Annotated in this window: 20 protein-coding genes; 8 read left to right on the top strand and 12 right to left on the bottom strand. The window is 69.4% G+C overall.

Features of this window, described 5'->3' with window-relative positions:
- Positions 1-66: 66 nt before the first annotated feature.
- The 3 genes from ACFYTE_RS34605 to ACFYTE_RS34595 form a co-directional block, all read right to left on the bottom strand.
- The gene (locus ACFYTE_RS34605) at positions 67-519 is read right to left on the bottom strand and encodes a thioesterase family protein (protein WP_351744157.1); all 453 of its coding nucleotides are present in this window, start codon (positions 517-519) and stop codon (positions 67-69) included.
- Positions 516-989 carry a MaoC/PaaZ C-terminal domain-containing protein gene (locus tag ACFYTE_RS34600; RefSeq protein WP_351744160.1) on the bottom strand — a complete coding sequence of 158 codons (474 nt, stop codon included), beginning with the start codon at positions 987-989 and terminating at the stop codon, positions 516-518. The genes ACFYTE_RS34605 and ACFYTE_RS34600 overlap by 4 nt, the downstream gene beginning before the upstream one ends.
- A 215-nt stretch (positions 990-1,204) precedes the next feature.
- A complete protein-coding gene (locus tag ACFYTE_RS34595; protein ID WP_388719179.1) occupies positions 1,205-2,893 on the bottom strand; it encodes a PucR family transcriptional regulator in 1,689 nt (562 codons plus the stop codon).
- Between the two features lie 297 nt (positions 2,894-3,190).
- Between ACFYTE_RS34595 and ACFYTE_RS34590 the strand changes: the two genes are divergently transcribed.
- From ACFYTE_RS34590 to ACFYTE_RS34575, 4 genes are all read left to right on the top strand, one after another.
- On the top strand, positions 3,191-4,402 hold the full coding sequence (locus ACFYTE_RS34590; protein ID WP_388719177.1) for an NAD(P)/FAD-dependent oxidoreductase: 1,212 nt from the start codon (positions 3,191-3,193) through the stop codon (positions 4,400-4,402).
- Between the two features lie 265 nt (positions 4,403-4,667).
- Positions 4,668-6,788 (top strand): FAD-dependent oxidoreductase, encoded by a 2,121-nt coding sequence (locus tag ACFYTE_RS34585; RefSeq protein WP_388719175.1) that lies wholly within the window; start codon positions 4,668-4,670, stop codon positions 6,786-6,788.
- 510 nt (positions 6,789-7,298) lie between these two features.
- Positions 7,299-8,075 (top strand): SDR family NAD(P)-dependent oxidoreductase, encoded by a 777-nt coding sequence (locus tag ACFYTE_RS34580; protein ID WP_388719173.1) that lies wholly within the window; start codon positions 7,299-7,301, stop codon positions 8,073-8,075.
- 76 nt (positions 8,076-8,151) lie between these two features.
- Positions 8,152-9,321, top strand: coding sequence for an acyl-CoA dehydrogenase family protein (locus ACFYTE_RS34575; RefSeq protein WP_388719171.1), 1,170 nt, complete (start codon positions 8,152-8,154; stop codon positions 9,319-9,321).
- Positions 9,322-9,968: 647 nt separating this feature from the next.
- On the opposite strand, the gene ACFYTE_RS34570 is transcribed toward ACFYTE_RS34575, so the two are convergent.
- Entirely contained in the window at positions 9,969-11,042 is a 1,074-nt protein-coding gene (locus ACFYTE_RS34570; RefSeq protein ID WP_388719169.1) for an LLM class flavin-dependent oxidoreductase, read from the bottom strand.
- A 339-nt stretch (positions 11,043-11,381) separates the two neighbouring features.
- Here ACFYTE_RS34570 and ACFYTE_RS34565 point away from each other — a divergent pair, with 339 nt between their 5' ends.
- The gene (locus ACFYTE_RS34565; protein WP_388719167.1) at positions 11,382-11,591 is read left to right on the top strand and encodes a hypothetical protein; all 210 of its coding nucleotides are present in this window, start codon (positions 11,382-11,384) and stop codon (positions 11,589-11,591) included.
- Positions 11,592-12,374: 783 nt separating this feature from the next.
- Here ACFYTE_RS34565 and ACFYTE_RS34560 read toward each other — a convergent pair.
- The 3 genes from ACFYTE_RS34560 to ACFYTE_RS34550 form a co-directional block, all read right to left on the bottom strand.
- Positions 12,375-12,764, bottom strand: coding sequence for a RidA family protein (locus ACFYTE_RS34560; RefSeq protein ID WP_388719165.1), 390 nt, complete (start codon positions 12,762-12,764; stop codon positions 12,375-12,377).
- Positions 12,761-13,888 carry a mandelate racemase/muconate lactonizing enzyme family protein gene (locus tag ACFYTE_RS34555; RefSeq protein ID WP_388719163.1) on the bottom strand — a complete coding sequence of 376 codons (1,128 nt, stop codon included), beginning with the start codon at positions 13,886-13,888 and terminating at the stop codon, positions 12,761-12,763. Before ACFYTE_RS34555 ends, ACFYTE_RS34560 begins: the two co-directional genes overlap by 4 nt.
- 199 nt (positions 13,889-14,087) lie before the next feature.
- Complete coding sequence (locus ACFYTE_RS34550; RefSeq protein WP_388719161.1) at positions 14,088-14,852, bottom strand: creatininase family protein; 765 nt, start codon at positions 14,850-14,852, stop codon at positions 14,088-14,090.
- Positions 14,853-14,893: 41 nt separating this feature from the next.
- Here ACFYTE_RS34550 and ACFYTE_RS34545 point away from each other — a divergent pair, with 41 nt between their 5' ends.
- Entirely contained in the window at positions 14,894-15,853 is a 960-nt protein-coding gene (locus ACFYTE_RS34545; RefSeq protein WP_388719159.1) for an ROK family protein, read from the top strand.
- A gap of 119 nt (positions 15,854-15,972) precedes the next feature.
- Here ACFYTE_RS34545 and ACFYTE_RS34540 read toward each other — a convergent pair whose 3' ends face one another.
- The 5 genes from ACFYTE_RS34540 to ACFYTE_RS34520 are packed head-to-tail and all read right to left on the bottom strand — an operon-like array spanning position 15,973 to position 21,167.
- Positions 15,973-16,896 carry an ATP-binding cassette domain-containing protein gene (locus tag ACFYTE_RS34540; RefSeq protein ID WP_388719157.1) on the bottom strand — a complete coding sequence of 308 codons (924 nt, stop codon included), beginning with the start codon at positions 16,894-16,896 and terminating at the stop codon, positions 15,973-15,975.
- Complete coding sequence (locus tag ACFYTE_RS34535; RefSeq protein WP_388719155.1) at positions 16,893-17,732, bottom strand: ATP-binding cassette domain-containing protein; 840 nt, start codon at positions 17,730-17,732, stop codon at positions 16,893-16,895. The genes ACFYTE_RS34540 and ACFYTE_RS34535 overlap by 4 nt, the downstream gene beginning before the upstream one ends.
- On the bottom strand, positions 17,729-18,643 hold the full coding sequence (locus ACFYTE_RS34530) for an ABC transporter permease (protein WP_388719153.1): 915 nt from the start codon (positions 18,641-18,643) through the stop codon (positions 17,729-17,731). Before ACFYTE_RS34530 ends, ACFYTE_RS34535 begins: the two co-directional genes overlap by 4 nt.
- Positions 18,640-19,632, bottom strand: coding sequence for an ABC transporter permease (locus ACFYTE_RS34525; RefSeq protein ID WP_388719151.1), 993 nt, complete (start codon positions 19,630-19,632; stop codon positions 18,640-18,642). The genes ACFYTE_RS34530 and ACFYTE_RS34525 overlap by 4 nt, the downstream gene beginning before the upstream one ends.
- The gene (locus ACFYTE_RS34520) at positions 19,629-21,167 is read right to left on the bottom strand and encodes an ABC transporter substrate-binding protein (protein WP_388719149.1); all 1,539 of its coding nucleotides are present in this window, start codon (positions 21,165-21,167) and stop codon (positions 19,629-19,631) included. Before ACFYTE_RS34520 ends, ACFYTE_RS34525 begins: the two co-directional genes overlap by 4 nt.
- Positions 21,168-21,254: 87 nt before the next feature.
- Here ACFYTE_RS34520 and ACFYTE_RS34515 point away from each other — a divergent pair, with 87 nt between their 5' ends.
- Positions 21,255-22,112, top strand: a complete 858-nt coding sequence (locus ACFYTE_RS34515; protein ID WP_388719147.1) for an IclR family transcriptional regulator — start codon at positions 21,255-21,257, stop codon at positions 22,110-22,112.
- Positions 22,109-22,348: serine hydrolase (locus ACFYTE_RS34510; RefSeq protein WP_388719145.1), on the top strand; the 240-nt coding region annotated here is incomplete at its 3' end. The genes ACFYTE_RS34515 and ACFYTE_RS34510, both read left to right, overlap by 4 nt.

Genomic DNA, 22,348 nt, shown 5'->3' with positions numbered 1-22,348 from the left:
CAAGGAATTTGAGCCGCATTTCCGCAGGGGCGCGACTTGATAGCTCGCACCCCGTCGCGCGTCGCTTCAGACCGATGTCAGGGCTGCGGCGACGGCCGGAGGCAGCGGGCGGGCGGCTGCCGTATCGGCGTCGACGTTCACATAGACGATGTTGATCCTCGCCAGTTCCGCGGCGTCGCGCATCACGCTCAGCTCAAGCTCGAAGCTGGTGCGTCCGATCCGCACGCACGCCACCTGGACCTGTAGGACATCATCGAAGAACGCAGGAGCCTTGAAGAGCAGTTGGGCGCTGACCACGGACGGATCGACACCCGATGCGTTGAGCTTGTCGTAGGGCCAGCCCAGATGACGGAAGTACTCCGTCATCGCCACGTCGGCGATCTCCAGATAGCGGCTGTTGAAGAGAAACGACTGCGCGTCCGCCTCGTGGTACCGCACGCGATGCGTATGGACGAATGCCGAGGGCACTGCCCGCGAGTCGGCACCGACGCAGATGCCGTCGGGGCCGGCGTTCGTCACTGCTTCCTCCTGAACATGACGATCCACTGGCCTTCTTGGCAGACCTCGTCGTTCTGGTTGGTCACCTGGACGTCGAAGGTGACGATTCCCCGGTCCGGCTTGGAGGAGGAGGGTCGGATTTCGGCGACCTGCTGGTGAACCTTGATCGTGTCGCCGATCCGTACAGCTGCCTTGAGGGTCCAGTTCATGCCGAGGAAGGCGATGGCTGTGCCGTCCTTGATGCCCAGTCGGGACTCAAGCCCGGTGGCCACGGCGAAGACGCCCGGTCCGTGAAAGATTCGGCCGCCGAATTGTGTGTTCTTCGCGAATTCCTCATCGGTGTGCAGCGGGTTGAAGTCGCCGGATATTCCCGCAAACGCGACGACGTCAGCCTCGGTGATGGTGCGAGCGGGAGTGACCCAGCTCTGGCCCACCGAGAAATCGTCGAAGTGCAGACCGGGCGCGGCGACTTCTGTTTCCAACAGGGACATATGCCTCAACTTTCCAGTTTATTGCCCGTCCTGAGCGGTAACAGATCCCAGTCTCGCCTCCGATGTCGGGTGGCACCATTGGTCTCGTTCCGAAAGAGCCGCTTCGTATGCGGGAGATTTCCAGAGCAGAGACGGATCGGAAGATCAGAAACAAGCAGGCTTCGCTCCCAAGCCTTCGGGAGCGAAGCCGGCAGGGGCGGAGCGGCGGTCGGCGGTCAGCGTTCCGGACCCACGGCCGCACCGAAACGCTCGGCAAGACCCCGCCCGGCCTCGTCGAAGACGGCCCCCTCGGCCTCCGCTCCCCGCGCCATCGCCGTCTGACCGGTCCTCGCACCCGGAGTGATGCCGCGCTGGGCGCGGGACTGCGCTTCCACCATGGACAACGCGGTCAGGGCCAGGAAGAGCGAGGACACCGCGGCCGGGTCCCGCAAGCTGAGGTCCAGGGTCGACTCTATTTTCGACAGGCGGTATCGGAGCGAGTTGTGGTGGACCGACAGCGCATCGGCCGCCTCCATGATGTTCTGCCGGTGCTCGAAGTAGGTGGAGAGCGTGAGCAGCATGGTCTGCTTGTCCTCCAGCGGCCGCAGCAGTTCGTTCGCCCACTCGCCCATCTTGTCGAGACCCACATCGGAGAAGAGACGGGTCGCGAAGTCGAACTCCTCGTTCGACATGCTTCGCCGGGTGGTGTCCTCGCGGCGCAGGAATCGCACGGCGAGCTGGGCGTCGTGGTAGGAGTCGACCACATGACCGACGTCGACCGCGTTGCGGCCGATGCCGAGCAGAAAGTCCTCGGACGGCTGGCCCACTTTGACGAATGTGCGCCTGACGGTGGAGGCCGAGGCCTGCAGAAGCCCCACGACGGCGTTCTCCCGGAGCACGAGCAGGTGCGGAATGCCGTCGCTGTTCAGATGACGCTGCAGATGGAAGTACAGGTTCTCAAGTGCCGACATCTCCCGGGCGGGGGAGCGGGCGTGCTGGAGTTCCGCGAAGATCATGCGGGTCTCCTGCTCGAAGGAGATCCCCAGGGAGGCCATACGGCCGGCCAGTTCGGTGTTCTGGCGCTCCAGGCGCATCGCCAACGCCTCCTCCAGGACGGCGCTGCGTACGGCCTTCTCCTGCTGCTGAGCGGCGATGTCGATGTGAAAGCTCGTCTCCGCGAGCGAGGCCGCGATGTACACGGCCGCCTCTGAGTAGCGGTCGGGAAAGGACGCCCGCCGGCTGGTGGCGAGCAGCCAGCCGTCCTTCTCTCCCGTGGACGCGCTGGTGGCGACTCTTACGGCGATCCCGTACCAGCCGCCGATCGCGAAGGTCTGGGAGTCACTCTGGGTGCGGCTGATCTCGGGAATCAACAGGGACAGGGGAAGGGGACCGGTGGGGTACTCGGCTGTGCCGGCGGCACCGATGACGGTGACCACCGCGTTGCACATCTTGGCCACACGAGAGGTGAGGGCCTTGAGGGGAACCGGTTCGGCCAGTGCTTGGGTCAGCGAGCGCTGCAGGGACGTGAGCCGTCCGGTGAGAGTCTTCTCGACGAGAGCGGTCGCCCTGGCGATCTCGCAGATCAGCTCCGCCGGATCGCCGTCGGCGGGCAGTCCCAGCAGGATGTGCTGACCCGCGGCCGCCTCCAGCCCTTCCGACGTGCCGTTCCGCGGCAGCCAAGTGACGATGATGCGCGAGCCGGGAAGATCGAGCACCTCGGAGAGACCGGTGAGGAGCGAGGCGCCGTCTTTCGGACGGTGCACGCTCACCAGCACCATGTCGTCCTGGTGGCTGCTCAGGTCATTGCCCAGCAGGAGTTGCGCACCCCGGATCACGCGCGAGTCGGCGTGCGGCGTGCCGACGAGCAGGGTCAGGCCCAGCCGGTCACTCCTGAGGAGGTCCCCGAGCGTGCACTCAGTCGCCATGTCTGTCATGTGAAGGTCCCCACACAGTCCGGGAGCATCTGTTCACCTGCCTGTCTACACACCTCGCGATCCGGCCAGCCTAGGCAGCATCCAGTCTTGTCCTGCTTGTAATAGTTATCAATGTGGGCACCTCGTGATCGGGAGCATTCCAATACGACTTCTGGTCGCGTCTGCCTATGGTGGTGCGAGGGGACCAGCAAGGAGGGGACGCCGCCTCCGGCGGCCTGCGGCGCGCCCTGGTGAGATGATCGGGGACCTCGCGCGACTGATTCGATCATGGGCACACAGGGAGGCAGCATGGACGGGCTCCGGGCGCTCGACACGGCCGACATCGTAGTGGTCGGGGGTGGGATCGTCGGTCTGTGCGCCGCGTTCGAGCTGAGCAGGCGCGGCTACGACGTGGTCATCGCGGAGCAGCGGATGTTCGCCTTCGGCGCCTCTGGGCGCAACCCCGGCGCCCTCTGGCTGCAGCTTCGCCGTAGCGGCTGCGAGCTGGAGCTCGCCCGGCGCGGCCTCGAACGCTACGCCGCCTACGAGGAGGAACTCGGCCCGACCTTCGAGTTCCGCCGCAACGGCGGCTTGTTCTATTACGAGAACGAAGCCCAGAAGGCCGTACTGGACGACTATGTGGAGGATCGTCGTGCGGTCGGTCTCGATGTCTCCTTCGTCACGCCCCGCGAGGCACTCAAACACTCCAACGTGCTGCCCGAGTCCGCCATCGGCGCCGTCTACTGCCCCGACGACGCGCAGATCGACACCCAGGCATTCGCTCGCGGCCTCGGTGCCGCCTGCCTGCGTCGCGGTGTTCGTGTCTTTCAGAACACAGCGGTTCTGGGAACACTGCGGCAAGGTGACACCGTCATCGGTGTCCGCACGGTCCGTGGCGACATCCACGCCGGCGGAGTGGTGTGGGCGACCGGTGCCTGGTCGGTGAATCTGCGATCGGAAGGCATCGACCTCCCCATCGTGACCTCACGGGTGGGCCAGATGGTCACCCAGCCGATCGCGTACTCCCCGGGAGCCGTGCTGCACGGTCCACGGGGCGTGGCCTCCTGCGGAGCGCTGACCGACCTGCCGTCCTATGACCCCCGGGTGTTCGCGCCTCCGCGGCCGACGGGGGCGGACGACGGCTTCGGCTACGACGACACCCTCACGCAGAACACCGAGGGCGCACTGCTGATCGGCAACAGCTTCGACGGGCCCGGTTCCCTCAATCCGCACATCAGCATGTCGGCGACCCAGGCCATGATCGACACCACCCTCGATCGAGGCGCACGCCTGGGCGAACTCGGTGTCACCGGTCTGTGGGCGGGCCTGGTCGGTCACACCCGCGACCAACTGCCCATCGTGGACCGTATCGAGGGCATCTACGTCAACACCGGCCACTCCTACGGGGTGGCGACCGGTCCTGTCTGCGGGGAGATCCTCGCCCAGATGATCGTGGGCGAATCGGACCCGCTGCGCGAGCATCTCGCCATGGACCGGCCTCGGCTGCACGACCGGGAGTGATCCTGTAGATCCCCGGGCTTTCCGATCGCGGCGGAGACCCGCCTCCGTGAACGATGAAGCCACGTATCACTTCCGTGCGGACCGCAGAAACCACGCTCCTGTGTTCTTCACCGACGTCGGGCGGGTTCTTGATGAGATTTCCAGTGGAAGCCCGAATCGGCGCCGCTTACGGTGACGGCACCCTTAATCATCGGGCGGACACAAGGAAAGACGGGAGGCCACCCGGATGGCATCGTCGAGCAGGTACGACATTCTTTTCGAGCCTGTGCAGCTGGGACCGAAGACTGCTCGCAACCGCTTCTGGCAGACACCCCACGCCGCGGGTTTCGGCACCGAGCGGCCCAGCCACATGGCCGGCTACCGAGCGATGAAAGCTGAGGGCGGGTGGGGTGTGGTCTTCACCGAGGCGACCTCGATCGCACCGGAGGTGGACAAATCGCCAGCGCCCCTCGCGCGCCTGTGGGACGAGGGTGACATACGCAATTCGCGTTACGTCGTGGACCGGATCCATGAGCACGGCAGTCTGGCCGGAATCGAACTTGAGTACCACTCCTCCATCGGATTCTCCACGGAGGGGCGCGGCCTCAACGCACGAGGCGTCATCCCGGTCGCCGGTGAGTCCGGGTTGCCGGTCGGCTACGCGGCGACCTGCGCGGCACTGGAGCTGGAGGACATCGAGGAGATCCAGGACCTGCATGTCAAGGCCGCGCTGCGGGCCCGCGATGCGGGTTTCGACCTGATCACCTTCCACTGCGGGCACGCGGCGTCGATTCTGGCGCACTTCCTCATCCCGTACTACAACACGCGGACCGACGCATACGGCGGCAGCTTCGAGAACCGGGCCCGATTCGCGCGCGAGACGCTCACCAAGGCCCGGGCGGCCCTGGGGGACTCGGCGGCGGTCGGACTCCGATTCGGGGTGGACACACTGGACGAGCCGCTCGGAATCGGTGAGCGCGGCATGCGGGCGCATGGCGAGGCCCCGAAGTTCATCGCGTACATGGACGACCTCGTCGACTACTGGGACCTGGTGATCGGAGGCTTCGACTGGGGACTTGACGCCCAGTCGTCGCGTACGGCCAAGGAGAACCACGAGGCCCCGTTCGTCGCCCATCTGAAGAAACACAGCAAGAAACCGGTGGTCAACGTCGGCCGGTTCAACAGCCCCGACACCATGGTCGATGTCATCCGCTCGGGACAGTGCGACTTCATCGGCGCCGCACGCGCGGGCATCTCGGACCCCTTCTTGCCGGAGAAGATCCGCACAGGGCGGATCGAGGACATCCGCGAGTGCATCGGCTGCAACTTCTGTGTGTCCAGGGACGTCGCCCACGCGCACCAGATATGCACGCAGAACGCCACGATCGGCGAGGAGTTCCGGCGCGGCTGGCACCCCGAGCGCTTCACACAGGCGAGCAACCACGACAACGACGTGCTGGTCGTCGGTGCGGGCCCGGCCGGCATGGAGTGCGCGATGGTCCTCGGGAAACGAGGGATGCGCAATGTCCACCTCATCGAGGCCACCGGGCAGCTCGGCGGATGCCTCAACTGGGTGACCAAGATCCCGGGGCGTGAAGAGTGGCGGCGGCTCATCGAGTACCGCGAGTTCCAGCTGTCGAAGCTGAACAACGTCACGACGATCTTCAACACCCGGCTCGACGCCGACGAAGTGCTCGACTACGGCGCGGGATTGGTGGTCGTGGCCACCGGCTCCCGATACAGCCGTGCAGGTCTGTCCCCGTACGACCGTCGCCCGATGGACTTCCTCTCCGCCCTTGGCGAGCGCCTGCTGACGCCGGAGGACGTCCTGGAGGCGGGAAAGCCGGTAGGGGAGCGGGTTGTCATCATCGACACCGACGGTTACTTCGTCGGCCCCGGCCTTGCGGAGTACCTTGCGAAGGACGGCCATGCGGTGACCGTGGTGACACCCGCCGAAGCACTGGGGCACTACACCAAGTTCACGATGGAGTACCGGCGCCTGATGCTCGACCTGGAGGCGTTGGGCGTGGACATCCGGACCGGCAGCACGGTGACCGGAGCGACCTCGAACGGCTTGCAGGTGCTCAGCCATGGAAAGACATCCGACCAGGCCGTGGACAGCGTGATCCTGGTCGGCCAGCGCGAGGCGCAGTCCGGGCTGTACCGGGAGCTGAAGGGGCGCTCGGCGCAGTTGGCCGAGAACGGGATCGAAGCGGTGTACCGGATCGGCGACTGCGTGCGGCCGAACTTCATCGCGGACGCCGTCTTCTCCGGGCACCGCCTCGCCCGGGAGATCGACTCCCCGAACCCCGCCCAGCCGCTGCCTTTCGTACGCGAGCGTCGTCTGATCGACGCCACCGAGGACGACTTCGTCGTCGGCGGGCGGGCGACCTCGCCCCTGTACTGACCCGGCGGAACACGATGAGGCGGGCCGCGCGGTGGCGGGGCCCGCCTCATGTGTTGCGATGGCCGTCGGCCCTTCCGCTCGGCGACCGCTGCGGTAAGCCGCATGTCGACCTCGGGGCGGACGGGGCCTTATCGGGCGCGGTGGCGTCGGCTTGACGGTGATGACCGGTGTGCCCACCCGTGACCTTGCCGGTGACGCCGTAGGTCGCCGCGGGCACCGACTGGGTCGTGGCGCCGCCCGCGCGGATGTCGACCGCGCCGGTGATCCGCTGTCCGGGCGCACTGCCGTCCGCGCGGTGATCTCCTTGCCCTGCGCCGTCGAGGGCAGCAGCGTGTCGGACCCACCGGGGTGTCTGGCCATGAATCGGTGCTGTTCCAACGTGTCGTTCCACATGTGGTAACTCCACCAGTGACGCGCCGGGGGAGCGCCGACCTAATGTGTGAGGCGTCGGGTGATATCAGCGCCATGACCGAGAAAAGCCGACGTAGAACGCGAGAACGGGAAGAGGATATGACGGAACCCAGGAGCGTCGTTGTCACCGGTGCCGGAAGCGGGATCGGGGCGGCGGTGGCGGCGACTTTCGCGGAAGCCGGTGACCGTGTTTTCCTGGCTGACCTGTCCGAGGAGCGCCTGGACCAAACCGTGCGGTCGCTCGGCTCCGAACTGGTTCAGGGCCGTCCGGTGGACGTCACGGACGCCGCGGCTCTCCATGACTTCGTCGACTGGGTGGTGGCGCGGACCGGCCGGGTGGACGTACTGGTCAGCAACGCCGGTGTGTTCGATGGGGTCGCCGACATCCAGGAGACCGGCGCCGAACTCTGGAACAAGATCATCGGGATCAATCTGACCGGCTGCTTCAACGCCGTCAAGGCAGTCTCCGAGCAGATGATCACTCAGCGCAGCGGCCGGATCATCACCATCGGCTCGATCGCGGCGAGCCGCGCCATGCCGGACGGCATCGCCTACTGCGCCGCCAAGGCCGGCATCGAGGGTCTTACCCGCCGTCTGGCCTACGACCTCGGGCAGTACGGCATCACCGCCAATGTCGTCGCCCCCGGCGCCATCCGCACCGGGATCCGGGCGACGTCCGAGGAGATCCTCGGTGACCTGGTCGACGCCAACCGAGGCGTCGGGGTCAACGCCGACCTGATGAACCTGCTGATCCCCGCCGGCCGGCCCGGCCTGCCGGAGGAGATCGCCGCGACCGTGTTCTTCCTCGCAGGCGAGGGCGCGGCCTACATCAGCGGCGACGTGGTCCATGTGGACGGCGGCTGGATCGCCACCTGACGCCGATGGCGGCCCGACTCCGCAGGAGAGGGCTTGCCCTTCCCCGACCCTCGCCGGATGTCTGATCGGAGCAATCATGTCCAACCGTCGTACGGTCCTCGGCGTCACCGAGGAGCACGAGGCGCTGCGTGCGGTGGTGCGCCAATTCGTGGACGAGCGTGTGATCCCCACCGCGATGGAGCGCGAGGCACGGGACGAATACCCCGCCGACCTTCTGCCCGAGATGGCAAAGCTCGGCCTCATGGGCATGTCGGTCCCGGAGAAGTTCGGTGGTTCGGACGTCGACTACGTCAGCTACGGCCTTGTCTTCGAGGAACTGGCCCGGGGCTGGATGGGCCTCGCCAGCGTCGTCGGCAGCTCGGCAAGCGGTGCCTGGCTCATCGGTAAGTACGGCACCGAGGAGCAGAAACAGAAGTACCTGCCGGAACTGGCCGCGGGCAAGCGGACCAGCGGTATCGCCATGACCGAGCCCTCCGTCGGCACAGACCTGAAGAACATCAGGCTCACCGCGGTGCGCGACGGCGACCATTACGTCCTCAACGGCACCAAGACGATGATCACCCAGGCCCGGCACGCGGCCCCCCTGGTGATGCTGGTGCGCACCGATGTGAACGCCCAGCCGGCCCACCGCGGCATGAGCCTGGTGCTGGTCGAGCGCCACATGTCCGGCTACACCATCAGCCGGGACATCAAGAAGCTGGGCCACCGCGGACTCGATCTGTGCGAGCTCGTCTTCGACGACGCGAGGCTCCCCGTCGGACAGTTGCTCGGCGACGTCGAGGGCCAGGGCTTCTACCAGATGATGTCCGCCCTGGACCGCGGCCGGATCTATATGGCCGGCGCCGCGGTCGGCATCGCCCGCGCGAGCCTGGAGGCCGCCACCAAGTACGCCACCGAGCGAGAAACCTTCGGGCACCCGCTCGGCGACTACCAGGCGGTCAAGCTGAGGCTCGCGAAGATGGCGGTCGAGATCGAGGCATCCCGGCTGCTGATGATCAATGCCGCCGTGAAGACCCAGGGGGAGGGCCGGGCGACCGTGGAGTCTGCCATGGCCAAGGCACATGCGGCCGAGACCTGTCTCAACGCGTCGTACGACGCCATGCGCATCCTCGGCGGCTACGGGTTCACCACCGAGTTCCCCGTCGAACGGTACTACCGCGACGCGGCCCTCATGCCGATCGCCGAGGGCACGAACGATGTCCTGATGATGATGGTGGCCGACAGCGTCCTCGCGGCTCGGCGCTGACACCGGGGCCTTCCCTGAGGAGTGCCGGACAGGCTCCGTGGCATGGTCCGCCCTGTCCGGCACGAGAGCCGAGGATACGAGGCCGGGGCAGGCTGCCGACTCGGCAGGAGGTCAGTGGCGCGGGCGGCGACGTCCCATACGTGTTTGGCCGGCTCTGATCCTGAGCGTAGACGGTGGCGTCCGTCGGGCGGCGCTGACGCCGCACCGTCCACCGCTGCCCGGCAGCGGTGGACGGTGCGGCCATGGTCAGAGCCGGGGCCGTGTGGGCACAGGAAGTAGGCCATTCCGTGGACGAGTTCGGGGCCCTTGGCACCCTCGGCGCACGAGCGGCGCTCGAACGCCTCCACGGGAGGGAAACCGCCTGGAGGGGACGGACGCCTGAGGGCACCGTCCCCTCCATCGCGTACAGCTCGCGGGCCTGGCGGGTGCGTCCGCCCGGCAGTGGAACTACCCCGTTCTTGGGCACCGCGAGCACATAGCGCACCCGGTGTTCTCCCCAGCCAGGCACAAGCCCTGCGGTCGTCCGGAGTTGGGAAGGCCCGCGAACTCGGCCCGCTGCCACCTTCTTGCGCGGCACCTCGCTCAGCAGCCCGCGCATGATGGAGCACAGGACAACGAAAGCGCCGCTCAACCAAGTTGGAAGCAGCTCACTCGGCGATACGCGCTCCGCGGGCTCCGCACAGCTCCCGCACGCGCGGGAACACCTCGGTTCCGAGAAGCTCGATCGCGCGCTCGTTCGCCGCGTCGTCGACCTCGCACCAAGGCACCTGAAGGACCAGGTAGTTGAAACCACGCTCGACGTACTTCATGATCTCCTGGACTGCCGTCTCAGGGTCGCCGATGATGAAGCGCTCGTGCGCCAGCTCGTCGATCGGCAGGTCGAAACGGTCGTCATCGGCAGGCATCACCTTGTCCTGACCGTGACTGATGTACAACTCGTGATACTGCCGCTCCACATAGGGGCGCACGAGGCGCTTGGCCTCAGCGGTGGTCTCGGCGACGAAAGCCTCGCGCATCAGCGGCAACCAGGTGGGCCTGGGCCCGCGCTCAGCCGCACCATAGTGCTCAAGGAAGAGATCCTGCTGACGACCCAGCGTGGTGAGGTTCGCGTGTGGACTGAAGAAGCAGGTGTCCGCGATCCGGGCGGCCCGCCGCACTGCCGCATCTGCGTTCGCGGCCAGCCAGATCTCAGGACCGGCCTGCGAGTGGGGCAGCAAGGTCGGCTCGACGCCCTTGAGTTCGAAGAAGTCGCCCGAGAAATCGAAGCGATCACCGCGCCACATCGCGCGGATGATCTCGATCATCTCCTCGACACGTCGTCCGCGAGTCTTCTTCTCGATCCCGAAGTGGTCCAGCTCCTCGCCGTAGGCTGCCCCCACACCGAGAATGAAACGTCCCTCGCTGAGCACGTCCACCGTGGCCGCTTCCTCAGCCACATCCATCGGGTGAAGCAGGGGAAGCAGCAGGATTCCGGTGCCCAACTGCATATCGCCCGCGAAGGACGCCAGGTTGCCGAGCAGCGGCCAGGGCTGGAGGATCGGGACCGGGTAGCGGGCGTAGTAGTGGCCCGTGAAGATCGCGTCGAAGCCGACGCGCTCTGCTACCTGCGTCTGACGGAGACTACGCCGGTAGCAATCGTGAAGAGATCGCCCCTGCTCCGTGAGCAAGTTCCACGCACTGCCCAGCTCCAGGCCGAAGCGAACCTCGACTGCCTCACTCAATTTTCGACACCTTCTCACGGGATCCGAGTCGTCCCTACAGGGATGCGCCCAGTCTTTGCGAGGCGAGGCGAAGAAGCCATGTGAATAGTTCCAAGAGCCGACGCCAGTCTTCTCCGTGCCCACAAGCGGCGCGTTGTTTCACTGGCAGCGCGGTTGAAGCGACCGGCAGGCCATGGCCGCGCACCGACTCTTGTTCAGCGGACCTGGTTGCGGTGTGTGCCCCGGGAAGCCTAGCCGGTCGCGTCGACTGACCTCGTCGCCGACGGCACGGAGCAGGATGTCGCCTTCGACATCGAACTGGAACGTTCGTCATGGATCGCGCTGCGTGTGCTGCCGAGCATGCACACACAACCGGTCTTCGTCGAGGTCGGCGACAGGCCCGTTCGTGCCTCCCGGCGCAGCGCCCAGTGGCTTCACGACTGCGTCGACAAGCTGTGGGAGGTCAAGAACGGCTTCATCAGGGCGGCCGAGCGGGACGAGGCGCGCGCCGCGTACGACCACGCCAAGGCCGTGTATGCCACCCGCCGCGACGAGAGCGAGGTCGAGTGATGCACTTGCGAACCCGGCTGCACCTGCTGCGCGCCTTGCACGACGAACGCGGTGTTCCTCGTCACCATCAACCCCGAAGCACGTGTGAACGTCGACCGCACCTGCCTCGGTGTCGACGCGCTGCGCCCGGGGCATTGGGCGACCATCCCGGTCGCGATCGTCAACGAGGGGTATGTGACCGGCCTCTTCAGATGCGATGGTCCATCGTCCCCGGGGTCGAGATCGACGCCCCGGACACTGAACTCACCGGAGCACCGGCCCAGGACACCCAGTTCCGGATCCGTCTCACCGAGTCCGACGACGCCGACCTCACCATCCGGTTCTGGGCGTTGGGTGCGCTCGGCGGCCTCGCGAACAAGAACACCACGTCCCTCTACCTACGATGTCGGGCGGACGACGGCCACGGACCAGGACATGATCCTCGAACGGCCGGTCTAACAAACGCGGCCTCAGCGATGCAGGAACCCACTTCAACACGCGCGCCCCGATGAGACGCGACGACCGGCGATGGACATCTCCGCCGGCGGTGTGTTGAAGGGAGACGTCGTGGTGCGCCGTGTTCTCGTCGGTCGGTTGGCAGCAGATCACCTGCATCCGGTCTGCTGGGGGCCCGGCACGGTGGCCTTTCCCGGATGAAGGGTGCGGGGCGACCCGGCCCGGACTCACGGCCCGGGTGACCCGGCCCCGGCTTACGGCCACCGTCCGTCGCCGCGGGACGAGTCGAGCGGCGACGAGACGGTGACCGCAGCCGGGCATCAGCCGCCCATGCAGGCGGCCACAGCCTCAGCGGGGGAGCGCGGCAACGACGTCGATCTCCACGAGGATGTCCATCAGGTCCGACCCGACCGTGGTGCGCACCGGGTACGGTTCGGTGAAGAACTTCCGGTAGACCGCGTCGTAGGCCGCGAAGTCACGGTGCAGGTGCTGGAGATGCACCGTCACCTTGACCACGTCGTCTGTAGTGAGCCCGTGCGCCGCGAGTACCGCCCGCACGTTGCGCAGGACCTGCGCCGTCTGCTCCTCCACCGTGTCGGGCACCGCACCCGTTCTCGGGTCCTGCGGGCCGAACCCGGCCGTGAAGAGCAGCCCCGCTGCCACCACGCCCTGGCTGTACGCCCCCGCGGGGCGCGGCGCGTCCTCGGTGCGCACCGCCTGCTTTCCGTGCCCGCTCATCGCGTCAGATCTCCTTCGCGCTCGTTGACCGCGGCGAAGCGCCGCAGCTTGTCCTCGTCCACGGTGACGCCGAGGCCGGGTCCTTCCGGTGTCCGTAGCCGCCCGTTCTCCAGGTGCAGCGGCTCGATGATGTCGTCGGCGTGCAGGTAGTACATGCTGTCGATGGCGCGCGAGAGCACCGGCGTGCTGGCGACGACCGCGAGGTGCGCCGCGGTCGCGATGCCCAACTCACCGCCGCTGTGCAGGTTCATGCCGAGCCCGAAGGTCTCGCAGTGCGCGGCGAGCGCCTTGGTGGCCGCGATGCCGCCCCACTTGTAGACGTCACCGTGGATGACGTCGACGGCGTTCAGCCGCATCGCGGGAGCGAACTCCTCGAACCGCACCACGCACATGTTGGTGCACAGCGGGATCCGTACCTTCGCCTTCACCTGGCTCATGCCCTCGATGCCCGAGCAGGGGTCCTCCAGGTACTCCAGGTCCAGCTCCTCCAGGGCGATGCCCGCACGCACCGAGTCCGGCACCGACCAGGCCGCGTTGGGGTCGACCCGCAGGTTCACCTCGGGAAGCGCTGCCCGCAGCGCCCGCAGAATGGCCACGTCCCCGCGGACGTCCCTGGTGCCCTTGAGCTTGACGGCGTCGAAGCCGCCCTCCTCCACCACCCGCACCGCATGCTCGGCGAGTGCCCCGGCCAGTGTGGCGCCGCTCGCCCCGGGGGCGTCCGCGCGGGTGATGAGGGCCGTGATCGGGACCTCGTCGCGCACCCGGCCGCCCAGCAGGTCGGTCACCGGCCGGCCGGTCGCCTTGCCCATCGCGTCCCAGCACGCCACGTCGATGGCGGCGATCGCCGCGTAGCCGAGGTAGCCGTGGAAGAAGGGCACCATGTGGTGCCTGCGGTGGAAGCTCTCCAGCGCGAACGGGCTGGTGCCGATCAGGTCCTTGCCCAGCGACTCGACGATCGCGGCGACCGGCCGGCCCCACATCGTCTCGCCCCAGCCCTCGACGCCGCTGTCGGTGCGGATGCGGACCACCGTGCGGGTCTCTCCCGTCTTCGTCTCGAAAGAGCTGGTGAACGGGTTGACCAGCGGGAGGTTGACGACCCACACATCGACATCGACGATCTTCATGCTTCTTCTCTCCAACTCGGTGGTGCCCGGTGGTGACAGGTCCGGTGGGGCGTCGCCGATGGCGGCCGGGTGCTGGCCGCCGCCCTGGGCGACGTCCGGGCTCGGTGGTGACAGGTCCGGTGGTGTCGGGCTCGGTGGTGACAGGTCCGGCGGTGTCGGGCTCAGCGGTGTCGGGCTGCGTGGTGGCACAGGCCGGGGCTCAGCGGGTGGCCGCATCGAACGCCCGGATCACGTGGGCCAGCCCGGCGGCCCGCGCCTCCAGCAGCCGGTGGCCGCGCGCCGCGTCGGCCGACGAGGCGTCGTCGGTCGCCCCGCCGACCCTGGCCCACTCGCCGTGGCGCTCCACGGTCAGTCCCGGACAGGGCGGGTTGTCGAACAGCGGCGGCGGCTCCACCGGCGGGCGCGGCGGGACGGGGGTACGGACGAGGTGCGGATGGGCCGCCAGCATCAGCGACGTCTCGAACCACCCGGCATGCCCCGGTGTGACCTCGGGGCGCTCCGCGTCGTCCTCCCCGGAGGTCACCGTCCAGTACGAACACGCCGCGGCGGTCACGTCGCGGCGCAGCGCGAACCGCTTGACGGCCAGCCGCATGATCTCGTCGTTCCCGCCGTGCCCGTTGACCACCATGACCCGGCGGTAGCCGGAGGTGGCCAGCGAGTCCAGTACGTCGTCGAGGACCGCCCCCAGGGTGGCCGCACCGAGCGACACCGCGGCCGCGAACAGGTGGTGCGGGCTGTGACCGAAGGGCAGTGCGGGCAGGCGCACCAGCTCCGGGGTGCCGTCGTCCTGCGCGAGCAGGGCAGTGGCCCGGTCGAGCACCGCTTCCGCGAGCAGGGTGTCGGTGCCCATCGGCAGATGGGCGGCGTGCTGCTCCTGAGACCCGATGGGGAGCAGCGCGATTCCCCGGGCCCCGGCCGCCCGCACCTCCTGCCAGGTCGACTCGGCCAATTTCCGGTGGATCACAGCGCTACCTTCCTGAAAGCCGGTCGTGGCAGAGTCGGGCCATGACCGATGAACGTTTCCCCTTGCGACTGGTGCCCGAGCCCGAACCGCAACCGGTCGCACCGCGTGCTCAGCGCAGGCTGGGGGCGGTCGAGCTGGTGCCCGGCCGGATCAGGGCCGCGGTCCTGGACATGTCCGGCGCGGTGCTGGAGCGGACCGAGACCGGGTACGACGCGGCCACCGCGCTGCCCGCCGACCTGGACGCGGCGCTCGCCCGCGCCGCCCAGGTGTTCGCCGGCGGCCCGCCGCAGGGCATCGGCGTGGCGGCGGCCGGGCTGGTCGACCCCGACGCGGGGCTGATCACCGAGGTCAACGACGTGCCGGCGCTGCGCGGTTATCCGGTGGTGGAGCGACTGCGGGCGCTGACCGGGGTGCCGGTCAGGGTGGAGCACCACGCCAGGCTCCAGGTGCTCGGCGACCGGTGGTTCGGTCCCGGCCGGGGCCGGCGCACGTTCGCGTCGGTCTCGACCGGGGAAGTGCTGGGCGTGGGCATCCTCTACGCCGGCCGGGTGCTCGCCCCGCCCGGTGGCCGCAGCGGCGCCCATATGACCGTCTCGGCCAGCGGGGAGCGCTGCACCTGCGGCGGCCGCGGCTGCTGGAAGACCGTCGCCACCACCCGCTGGCTGCAGGCCAGGGCGCTGGCCGCGGGCCTGGGCCAGGCGATGTCGCTCGCCACCCTGGTGGCACGCGAGGACGACGCCGCGCGGCAGGTGCTGGCCGAGTACGCGGAGAACGTCGTGCTGGGCCTGATGAACATTCAGCAGCTCTTCGCGCCCGGCCTGTTCGTGCTGCACGGCGAGGCGCGTGAGGGCGGCGAGCGGTTCCGCGGGCTGATCGAAAAGCGGCTGCGTTCGGACGTGGTGTGGGCGGTCGCGGAGAAGCCGCGGGTCGTGGTGAGCACGGCCGCCGTCGACGACGTGGCGCTGCTCGGCGGCGCCGGGATGGTGCTCTCGCAGGTGTAGCGGCGACGCCACCCGCCGCACCTCGGCCCGCGCCGGGTCGGCCGCCGTCCGGCCGCCGCACCCGGCCGGCGGGACGAGCAGCAGACACGGCGCCGCGCGGCGGCCCCGCTGGTCTCCCGTCACCGCCCGTCGCCCGCGGATGCCGGGCCGCCGTCGCCCGCCTCGCCGACACCGCTGCCGGTGGAGGTGGCCGTGGCGGTCGCGGTGGCGCGGGCCCGGCGGCCCCGGCGCGGATCGGGTATCGGCACCGCGTCCAGCAGTTGCCGGGTGTACGGGTGCCGGGGCCGGCGCAGCACCTGCGCCGCCTCGCCGACCTCGACCAGCCGGCCCTGCCGCATCACGGCGATGCGGTCGGCCACCTGCTGCACGACGGCGAGGTTGTGGGAGACGAAGAAGTAGGTCAGCCCGCGCCGCTGCTGGAGTTCGCCGAGCAGATCGAGAATGCGGGCCTGCACCGACACGTCCAGGGCGCTCGTCGGCTCGTCCAGCACGATCAGCCGCGGTTCGACGGCCAGGGCGCGCGCGATGGAGATGCGCTGGCGCTGCCCGCCGGAGAACTCGTGCGGGTAGCGGTCCTGGATGCCCGCGTCCAGGCCGACGGACTCCAGCAGCGCGCCGACCCGTTCCCGGACGTATCGCCGGCCGCTGCGCCCGCGGGCCTCGGGATCGTGGGTGACCAGCGGCTCCGCCACGATGCCGGCGATGTTCAGACGCGGGTTCATGCTGGAGTACGGGTCCTGCAGAACGACCTGGATCTGGCGGCGGAGGCGGCGCAGTTCGGCCGGGGCGAGGGCGGCGAGGTCCTGCCCGTCGAAGTGCACGCTGCCGGCCGTGGGTTGCTCCAGCCGCAGCAGCAGCCGGGTCAGCGTGGTCTTGCCGCAGCCCGACTCGCCGACCAGCGCGAGCGTCTCGCCCTCGCCGACCGTCAGCGACACGTCGTCCACCGCGACGCTCGCGTGCCGCCCGCCGAACTCCTTGCGCAGTCCTGCCAGTTCCAGGAGGGGCCGGCGGGTCTCGGGTGCCGTTGCGGCTTCGGTCGTCATGCCGGCTCCAGTCGAGGGGTGGCGGCCAGCAGCCGGCGCGTGTAGTCGTCGGACGGGCGGTGGAAGACATCGAGTACGTCGCCGGTCTCCACGACGCGCCCCTGGTGCATGACGGCCACCCGGTCGGCGGTCTCCGCGACCACGCCGAGGTCGTGGGTGATCAGCAGGACGGCCATGCCGTGCCGCTTCTGCAGCGAGACGAGCAGATCGAGGATCTGCCGCTGCACGGTGACGTCCAGTGCGGTGGTCGGCTCGTCGGCGATGAGCACGCGGGGCCGGCCCACCAGGGCGCCGGCGATCATCACGCGCTGGCGCAGGCCGCCCGATAGCTCGTGCGGGTACTGCCGGAACCGGCGTTCGGGGTCGGGGATCCCGACCTCGTCCAGCGCCTCGACGGCCGCCGCGCCGGCCGCCGCGCGGGACAGGCCCTGGTGGTGGCGGAGCACCTCGGCGACCTGGGTGCCGACCCGGCGCAGGGGGTCGAGGCTGGTCATCGGGTCCTGGAAGACCATGGCGATGTCCTGGCCTCTGATGCTGCCGAGGTCCTTCTCGGAGACGGTGAGCAGGTCACGCCCGTCGAAGAGGATCCGGCCGCCCGTGTAGACGCAGGGGGGCTGCGGGTTGAGCCGCAGCACGGACAGCGAGGTGGCCGTCTTGCCGCTTCCGGACTCGCCGACGACGGCGAGCGTCTCGCCCTGCGCGAGGCGTAGGTTCACGCCGCGGACGGCGTGCACGGTGGTGGTGTCCAGCCGGAAGTCGACGCTCAGGTCGGCGATCTCCAGGACCGGCTCGGCGGTCGGCTTGCTGTCGTTGGTCATCGGTTTGTCAGTGGTCATCGGCGGTACGCCTTCGGGTCCGAAACATCCCGCAGGGCGTCGCCGGTGATGTTGACGGCGAGCGAGGTGAGCATCAGGGCGATGCCGGGGAAGACCGCGACCCACCACGACGTGCCGAGGTACAGCTGGCCGTCGGCGAGCATCGACCCCCAGGTGACGGTCTCCTTGGGCACGCCCAGCCCCAGGTAGCTGAGGGACGCCTCGGCGACGATCGCGGCGGCGACGTGCAGCGTCCCGATGGTGGCCAGCGGCGCCATCACATTGGGCAGCAGATGGCGGCGCATGATGGCCACGTCGGTGACGCCGATCGCCCGTGCCTCGGTGACGAAGTCGCGGGAGCGCAGCGACATCACCTCCGAGCGGACCACCCGGGCGTACGACACCCAGCCGGTGATGCCCAGCACGAGGATGACGTACCACAGGCCGGAGCCGAAGAACCCGACGATGGCCAGCGCCAGCAGGATCGAAGGGAAGGCCAGCTGGACGTCGGCCAGCCGCATCAGCACCCGGTCCGGCCAGCCGCCGAAGTAGCCGGCGGCCAGGCCGACCACGGTGCCGATCACGCCGGCGAGCAGTGCCGCGCCGGCGCCGACCAGGAGCGAGACACGGGTGCCGTAGACGACCCGGGAGAACATGTCGCGGCCGAGCTGGTCGGTGCCCAGCAGGTGGGCGGCACTGCCGCCGTGCTGCCAGGCGGGCGGCTTCAGCCGCGCCAGCAGATCCTGCGCGTTCGGGTCGTCGGGCGCGAGCAGCGGGGCGAACACCGCGGCGACCAGGAGGAGGGCCAGGACGGTGAGTGCCACCACGGCGAGTCTGTTGCGCAGCAGGGTGCCCAGCGCGGCGGGGCGCCGGCCGCGCTTCGCCCTGGCGGCGGGGCCCGCGGTGGGCGCGGCCTGGGAGGTCAGGGTCATCGGGAGGTCCTCACCCTCGGGTCGAGGAGGCTGTAGGAGAGGTCGACCAGCAGGTTGACCACGACGAACGTGGCCGCGAAGAACAGCACGGCCGCCTGGACCAGGGGGAAGTCGCGGTTGGAGATGGCTTCGATGGTCAGCTGGCCGACGCCGGGCCAGGAGAAGACCCGTTCGGTGAGGATCGCGCCACCCAGCAGGCTGCCGACCTCCAGCCCGATCACGGTGACCACCGGCAGCGACGCGTTGCGAAGGCCGTGCGTGAGCACCGTCTTCACCGGGCCGAAGCCCTTGGCGCGGGCGGTGCGGATGTGGTCGGACGAGAGCACGTCGATCAGCGACGAGCGCAGCAGCCGGGCGACGACCGCGACGGAGTAGACGGACAGGGTGACGGCGGGCAGCACGAGGTTGGCGAAGCTGCCGTACCCGGAGGCGGGCAGGGCGTGCAGTCCCACGGCGAACACCAGGATCAGCAGGATGCCCACCCAGAACGGCGGGGTGGACTGCCCGAGCAGGACGCCGGTCATGATGCCGCGGTCCGAGGCGCGGCCGCGGCGCATGGCCGCCACGATGCCGGCCGGCAGGGCGATGACGAGCGTCACCACCAGGGCCGCGGCGGCGAGTTGCAGGGTGGCCGGCAGCCGCTCGGCCAGCACGTGCCCGACGGGCTCGTTGTAGGAGATGGAGTTGCCGAAATCGAAGTGGAGCAGGCCCCAGAGGAAGTCGAGGTATTGCGTGATCAGGGGCCGGTCGAGGCCGAGGCCGGCGCGCAGCACGGACTCCTGCTGGGCCGTGGCGTCCGGCGGGAGCAGCTGCTTGACCGGGTCGCCGGACAGCCGGACGAGGAAGAAGGAGACGGTCGCCGTGCACAGCAGCACGAGCAGCGCGGTGCCGATCCGTACCAGGACGGCGCGCAGCAGTCCGGCGCGGGCGCCCGGCCGCGGCCGGCTCGTCCCCGCCGCGCGCGGCGGCAGGAGGGTGAGGTCGCTCATCGGGAGATCTCCGCACTCTGCATGGCCAGCACACCGGCGGACCCCGGCTTCCAGCGGGGGCGGTTGTTGCGGGCGTAGATGTTGTCGATCTGGTAGAGGGGGACGAACGGGGCCTCCCGCTGGATCAGCCGCTGGAGGTCGGAGAAGGCGCGTTTGCGTTCCGCGGGGTCCTCGGACAGCTCCTCGATGTCGATGAGGCGGTCCGCGTCCTTGTTGTGCCATCTGCTCTGGCGGCGGTCGCTGCGGACGTTGGACTGGAGCATGCTCTCCCCGTCCAGCGTCCAGACGGTGCTCGCAGCCAGGTACATCGGCCCCAGCGCACCGTGGTCGTCGGAGGTGAGCCGGTCGGCGTAGGTCCCGGGGTCCAGGAGCTTGACCCGTGCGTGCACGCCGGCCCGGGACAGCAGGCCGGAGATCGCCTCCGCGATGTTGGAGTCGACGTTGGAGGCGGTCAGCGAGGTCGAGAAGCCGTGCGGGTATCCGGCCTCGGCGAGCAGGCGCCGGGCGGTGTCCACGGAGCGGGTGAACGGCTTGACCGAGGGATCGAAGCCGAACGCCCCGCGCGGGATCATCGCGGGCACCTCGGTCGCCTTGCCGCCGAGCACCGCCTTGATCAGCAGCGGGACGTCCACGGCGTGGTTGAGCGCCCGGCGCACCCGGCGGTCCTTCAGGGGCCCGTTCTCCAGGGTGTTCAGCGACAGGTAGGAGGTCCTGATGCCGGTGTAGCCGTCCAGTCTGACGCCGCCGTAGCCCTCCAACTGCTGTGCCGCGTCAGGGGTGAGGCCGGCCACGAGGTCGACCTGGCCGCTCTGGAGCGCGGCGAGCGAGGACGAGGGGTTGGGCTGGGGGCTGAACACCAGCTCGTCCACGCGCGGGCGCCCCTGCCAGTGGCCGGGGAAGGCACGCATCCGCAGCTCGTGGTCGCGCCGCCAGCGGACGAAGGTGAAGGGCCCGGTGCCGACGGGGTGTTCGGCGAACCCCGCGTCCCCGACGGAGGCCAGGTGGCGCGGGGGGACGATCACGCCGCCGAACAGCGAGAGCTTGTCCGGCAGGATCGGGTCGTGCACGCTCGTGTGCACGTCCACGGTGAGCGGATCGACGACGGAGACGCCCTTGACGTAGCGGAGTTCGACGATCGGCGACTTGGTCGCGGGGTCGAGAACGCGCTCGATGCTGAACTTGACCGCCGCCGCGTCACACGGCTCACCGTTGTGGAACGTGACGCCGGGGCGCAGCGTGAAGCGCCAGGTCGCCGCCCCGCGGGCCGTCCAGGACAGCGCGAGCCGCGGCTGCAGGAGGTTGTCCATGCCCCGCATGGTGAGCGTGTCGAACACGTTGATCAGGGCATTCATGGAGGTCATGTCGCCCTGTTTGTGTGGATCCATGGTCTTGGGATCACCGGCCTGGGACACCCGAAGGACGTTCCCCGCGCTGCTCGCGGGGCTGGTGCCGCACCCGGTGAGCACCGCCGGAGCCGCGAGGGCCGGGATCAACAGGCCGCCGAGCCGCAGGATGTCGCGCCGGGCCGGGCGCATGCGGTCCACACTCCGCGCTTGACGAAGCCGTTCCATTGAGCATCACATCCGTTCCGGCAGATGGAATGATGGGCTAAGCTAAGCGACATGGCGAAGACCGTCAACACTCACATCACCGAGCAGGGCCGAGCGAAGGGCCCGACCGACAAGGCGATGGAGGTGCTCGAAGCGCTCGTCGAACCCGGTGCTCCGCACCGGCTGGGCGATCTGGCACGGCGTACGGGCCTGTCGAAACCGACCGTCCACCGCCATCTGCGGACCATGGCGGAGTTCGGCTTCGCCCAGCCCGTCGAAGGCGGCTCCTACCAGGTGGGACCGCGGCTGCTCGGACTGGCCGCCGCGGCACTGCACGACGACCGGAACCTGAGCCTTGCCCGTCCCGTGCTGGCGGAACTGCACCGGCGCACCGGCCAGTTCACCCACTACGCCGTGCGGCACGGGGACGACGCGGTCCACCTGGAACACTCCGAGTCGCCCCCGGAGTTCCGGATGGGCCTGCCGCCCGGCGGCCGCACACCCCTGTACCGCAGCGGCGTCGGCCTCGCGATGCTCTCCGCGCTGCCCCACGACGAGTGCGCCGAGGTGCTCGACGGCGTGCCGCCGAAGGCGTGGGCCGCGCATCCGCTCGCCGGCGCGGCGGCGGTCCATGCGGTCCTGCGGGAGGCCGCCGAGCGCGGCTACGCGGTCGACGACGGCTACGACGAACCGGATGTGCGCTCGGTCGCCGCGCCCGTACTCGACCGGGCGGGACGTGTGGTCGGCGCGATCGGCGTCTCCGGGCTGACGTTCACCCTCGACCACGAGAGCGTGCAGTTGTACGGCCCGATGGTGCGCGCTGCCGCCCGCACCGTCTCCGCGGGCCTCGGCGGGCGGACCCCGACGCTGGGCGTGGTCGGCCCGGCCGCGGGGGAGCGGGACGGCGGACGGGACGGAGGGCGGGCATGAGTGCGCTGGGCGAACTCCTCGCGGCCGGCCGGGACCGCGGGGTCTACTCCGCCGCGGCATGGTCCGTCGGCGATGCCGCCGCCACACGGGACCGCGGCTGGACCGGCACCAGGAGCTGGGGCGGCGAGACCCTGGACGGCGGCGAGCTGTGGGACCTCGCCTCGGTCACCAAGCCGGTGGTGGGGCTCGGGGTGATGGCCCTGGTCGACGAGGGCGCCCTGCGGCTGACCGACACC

Source organism: Streptomyces sp. NPDC004629, assembly GCF_042873595.1.
In the GTDB taxonomy this organism is placed as follows: domain Bacteria; phylum Actinomycetota; class Actinomycetes; order Streptomycetales; family Streptomycetaceae; genus Streptomyces.
This window is presented reverse-complemented; position numbering and strand designations above follow the sequence as displayed.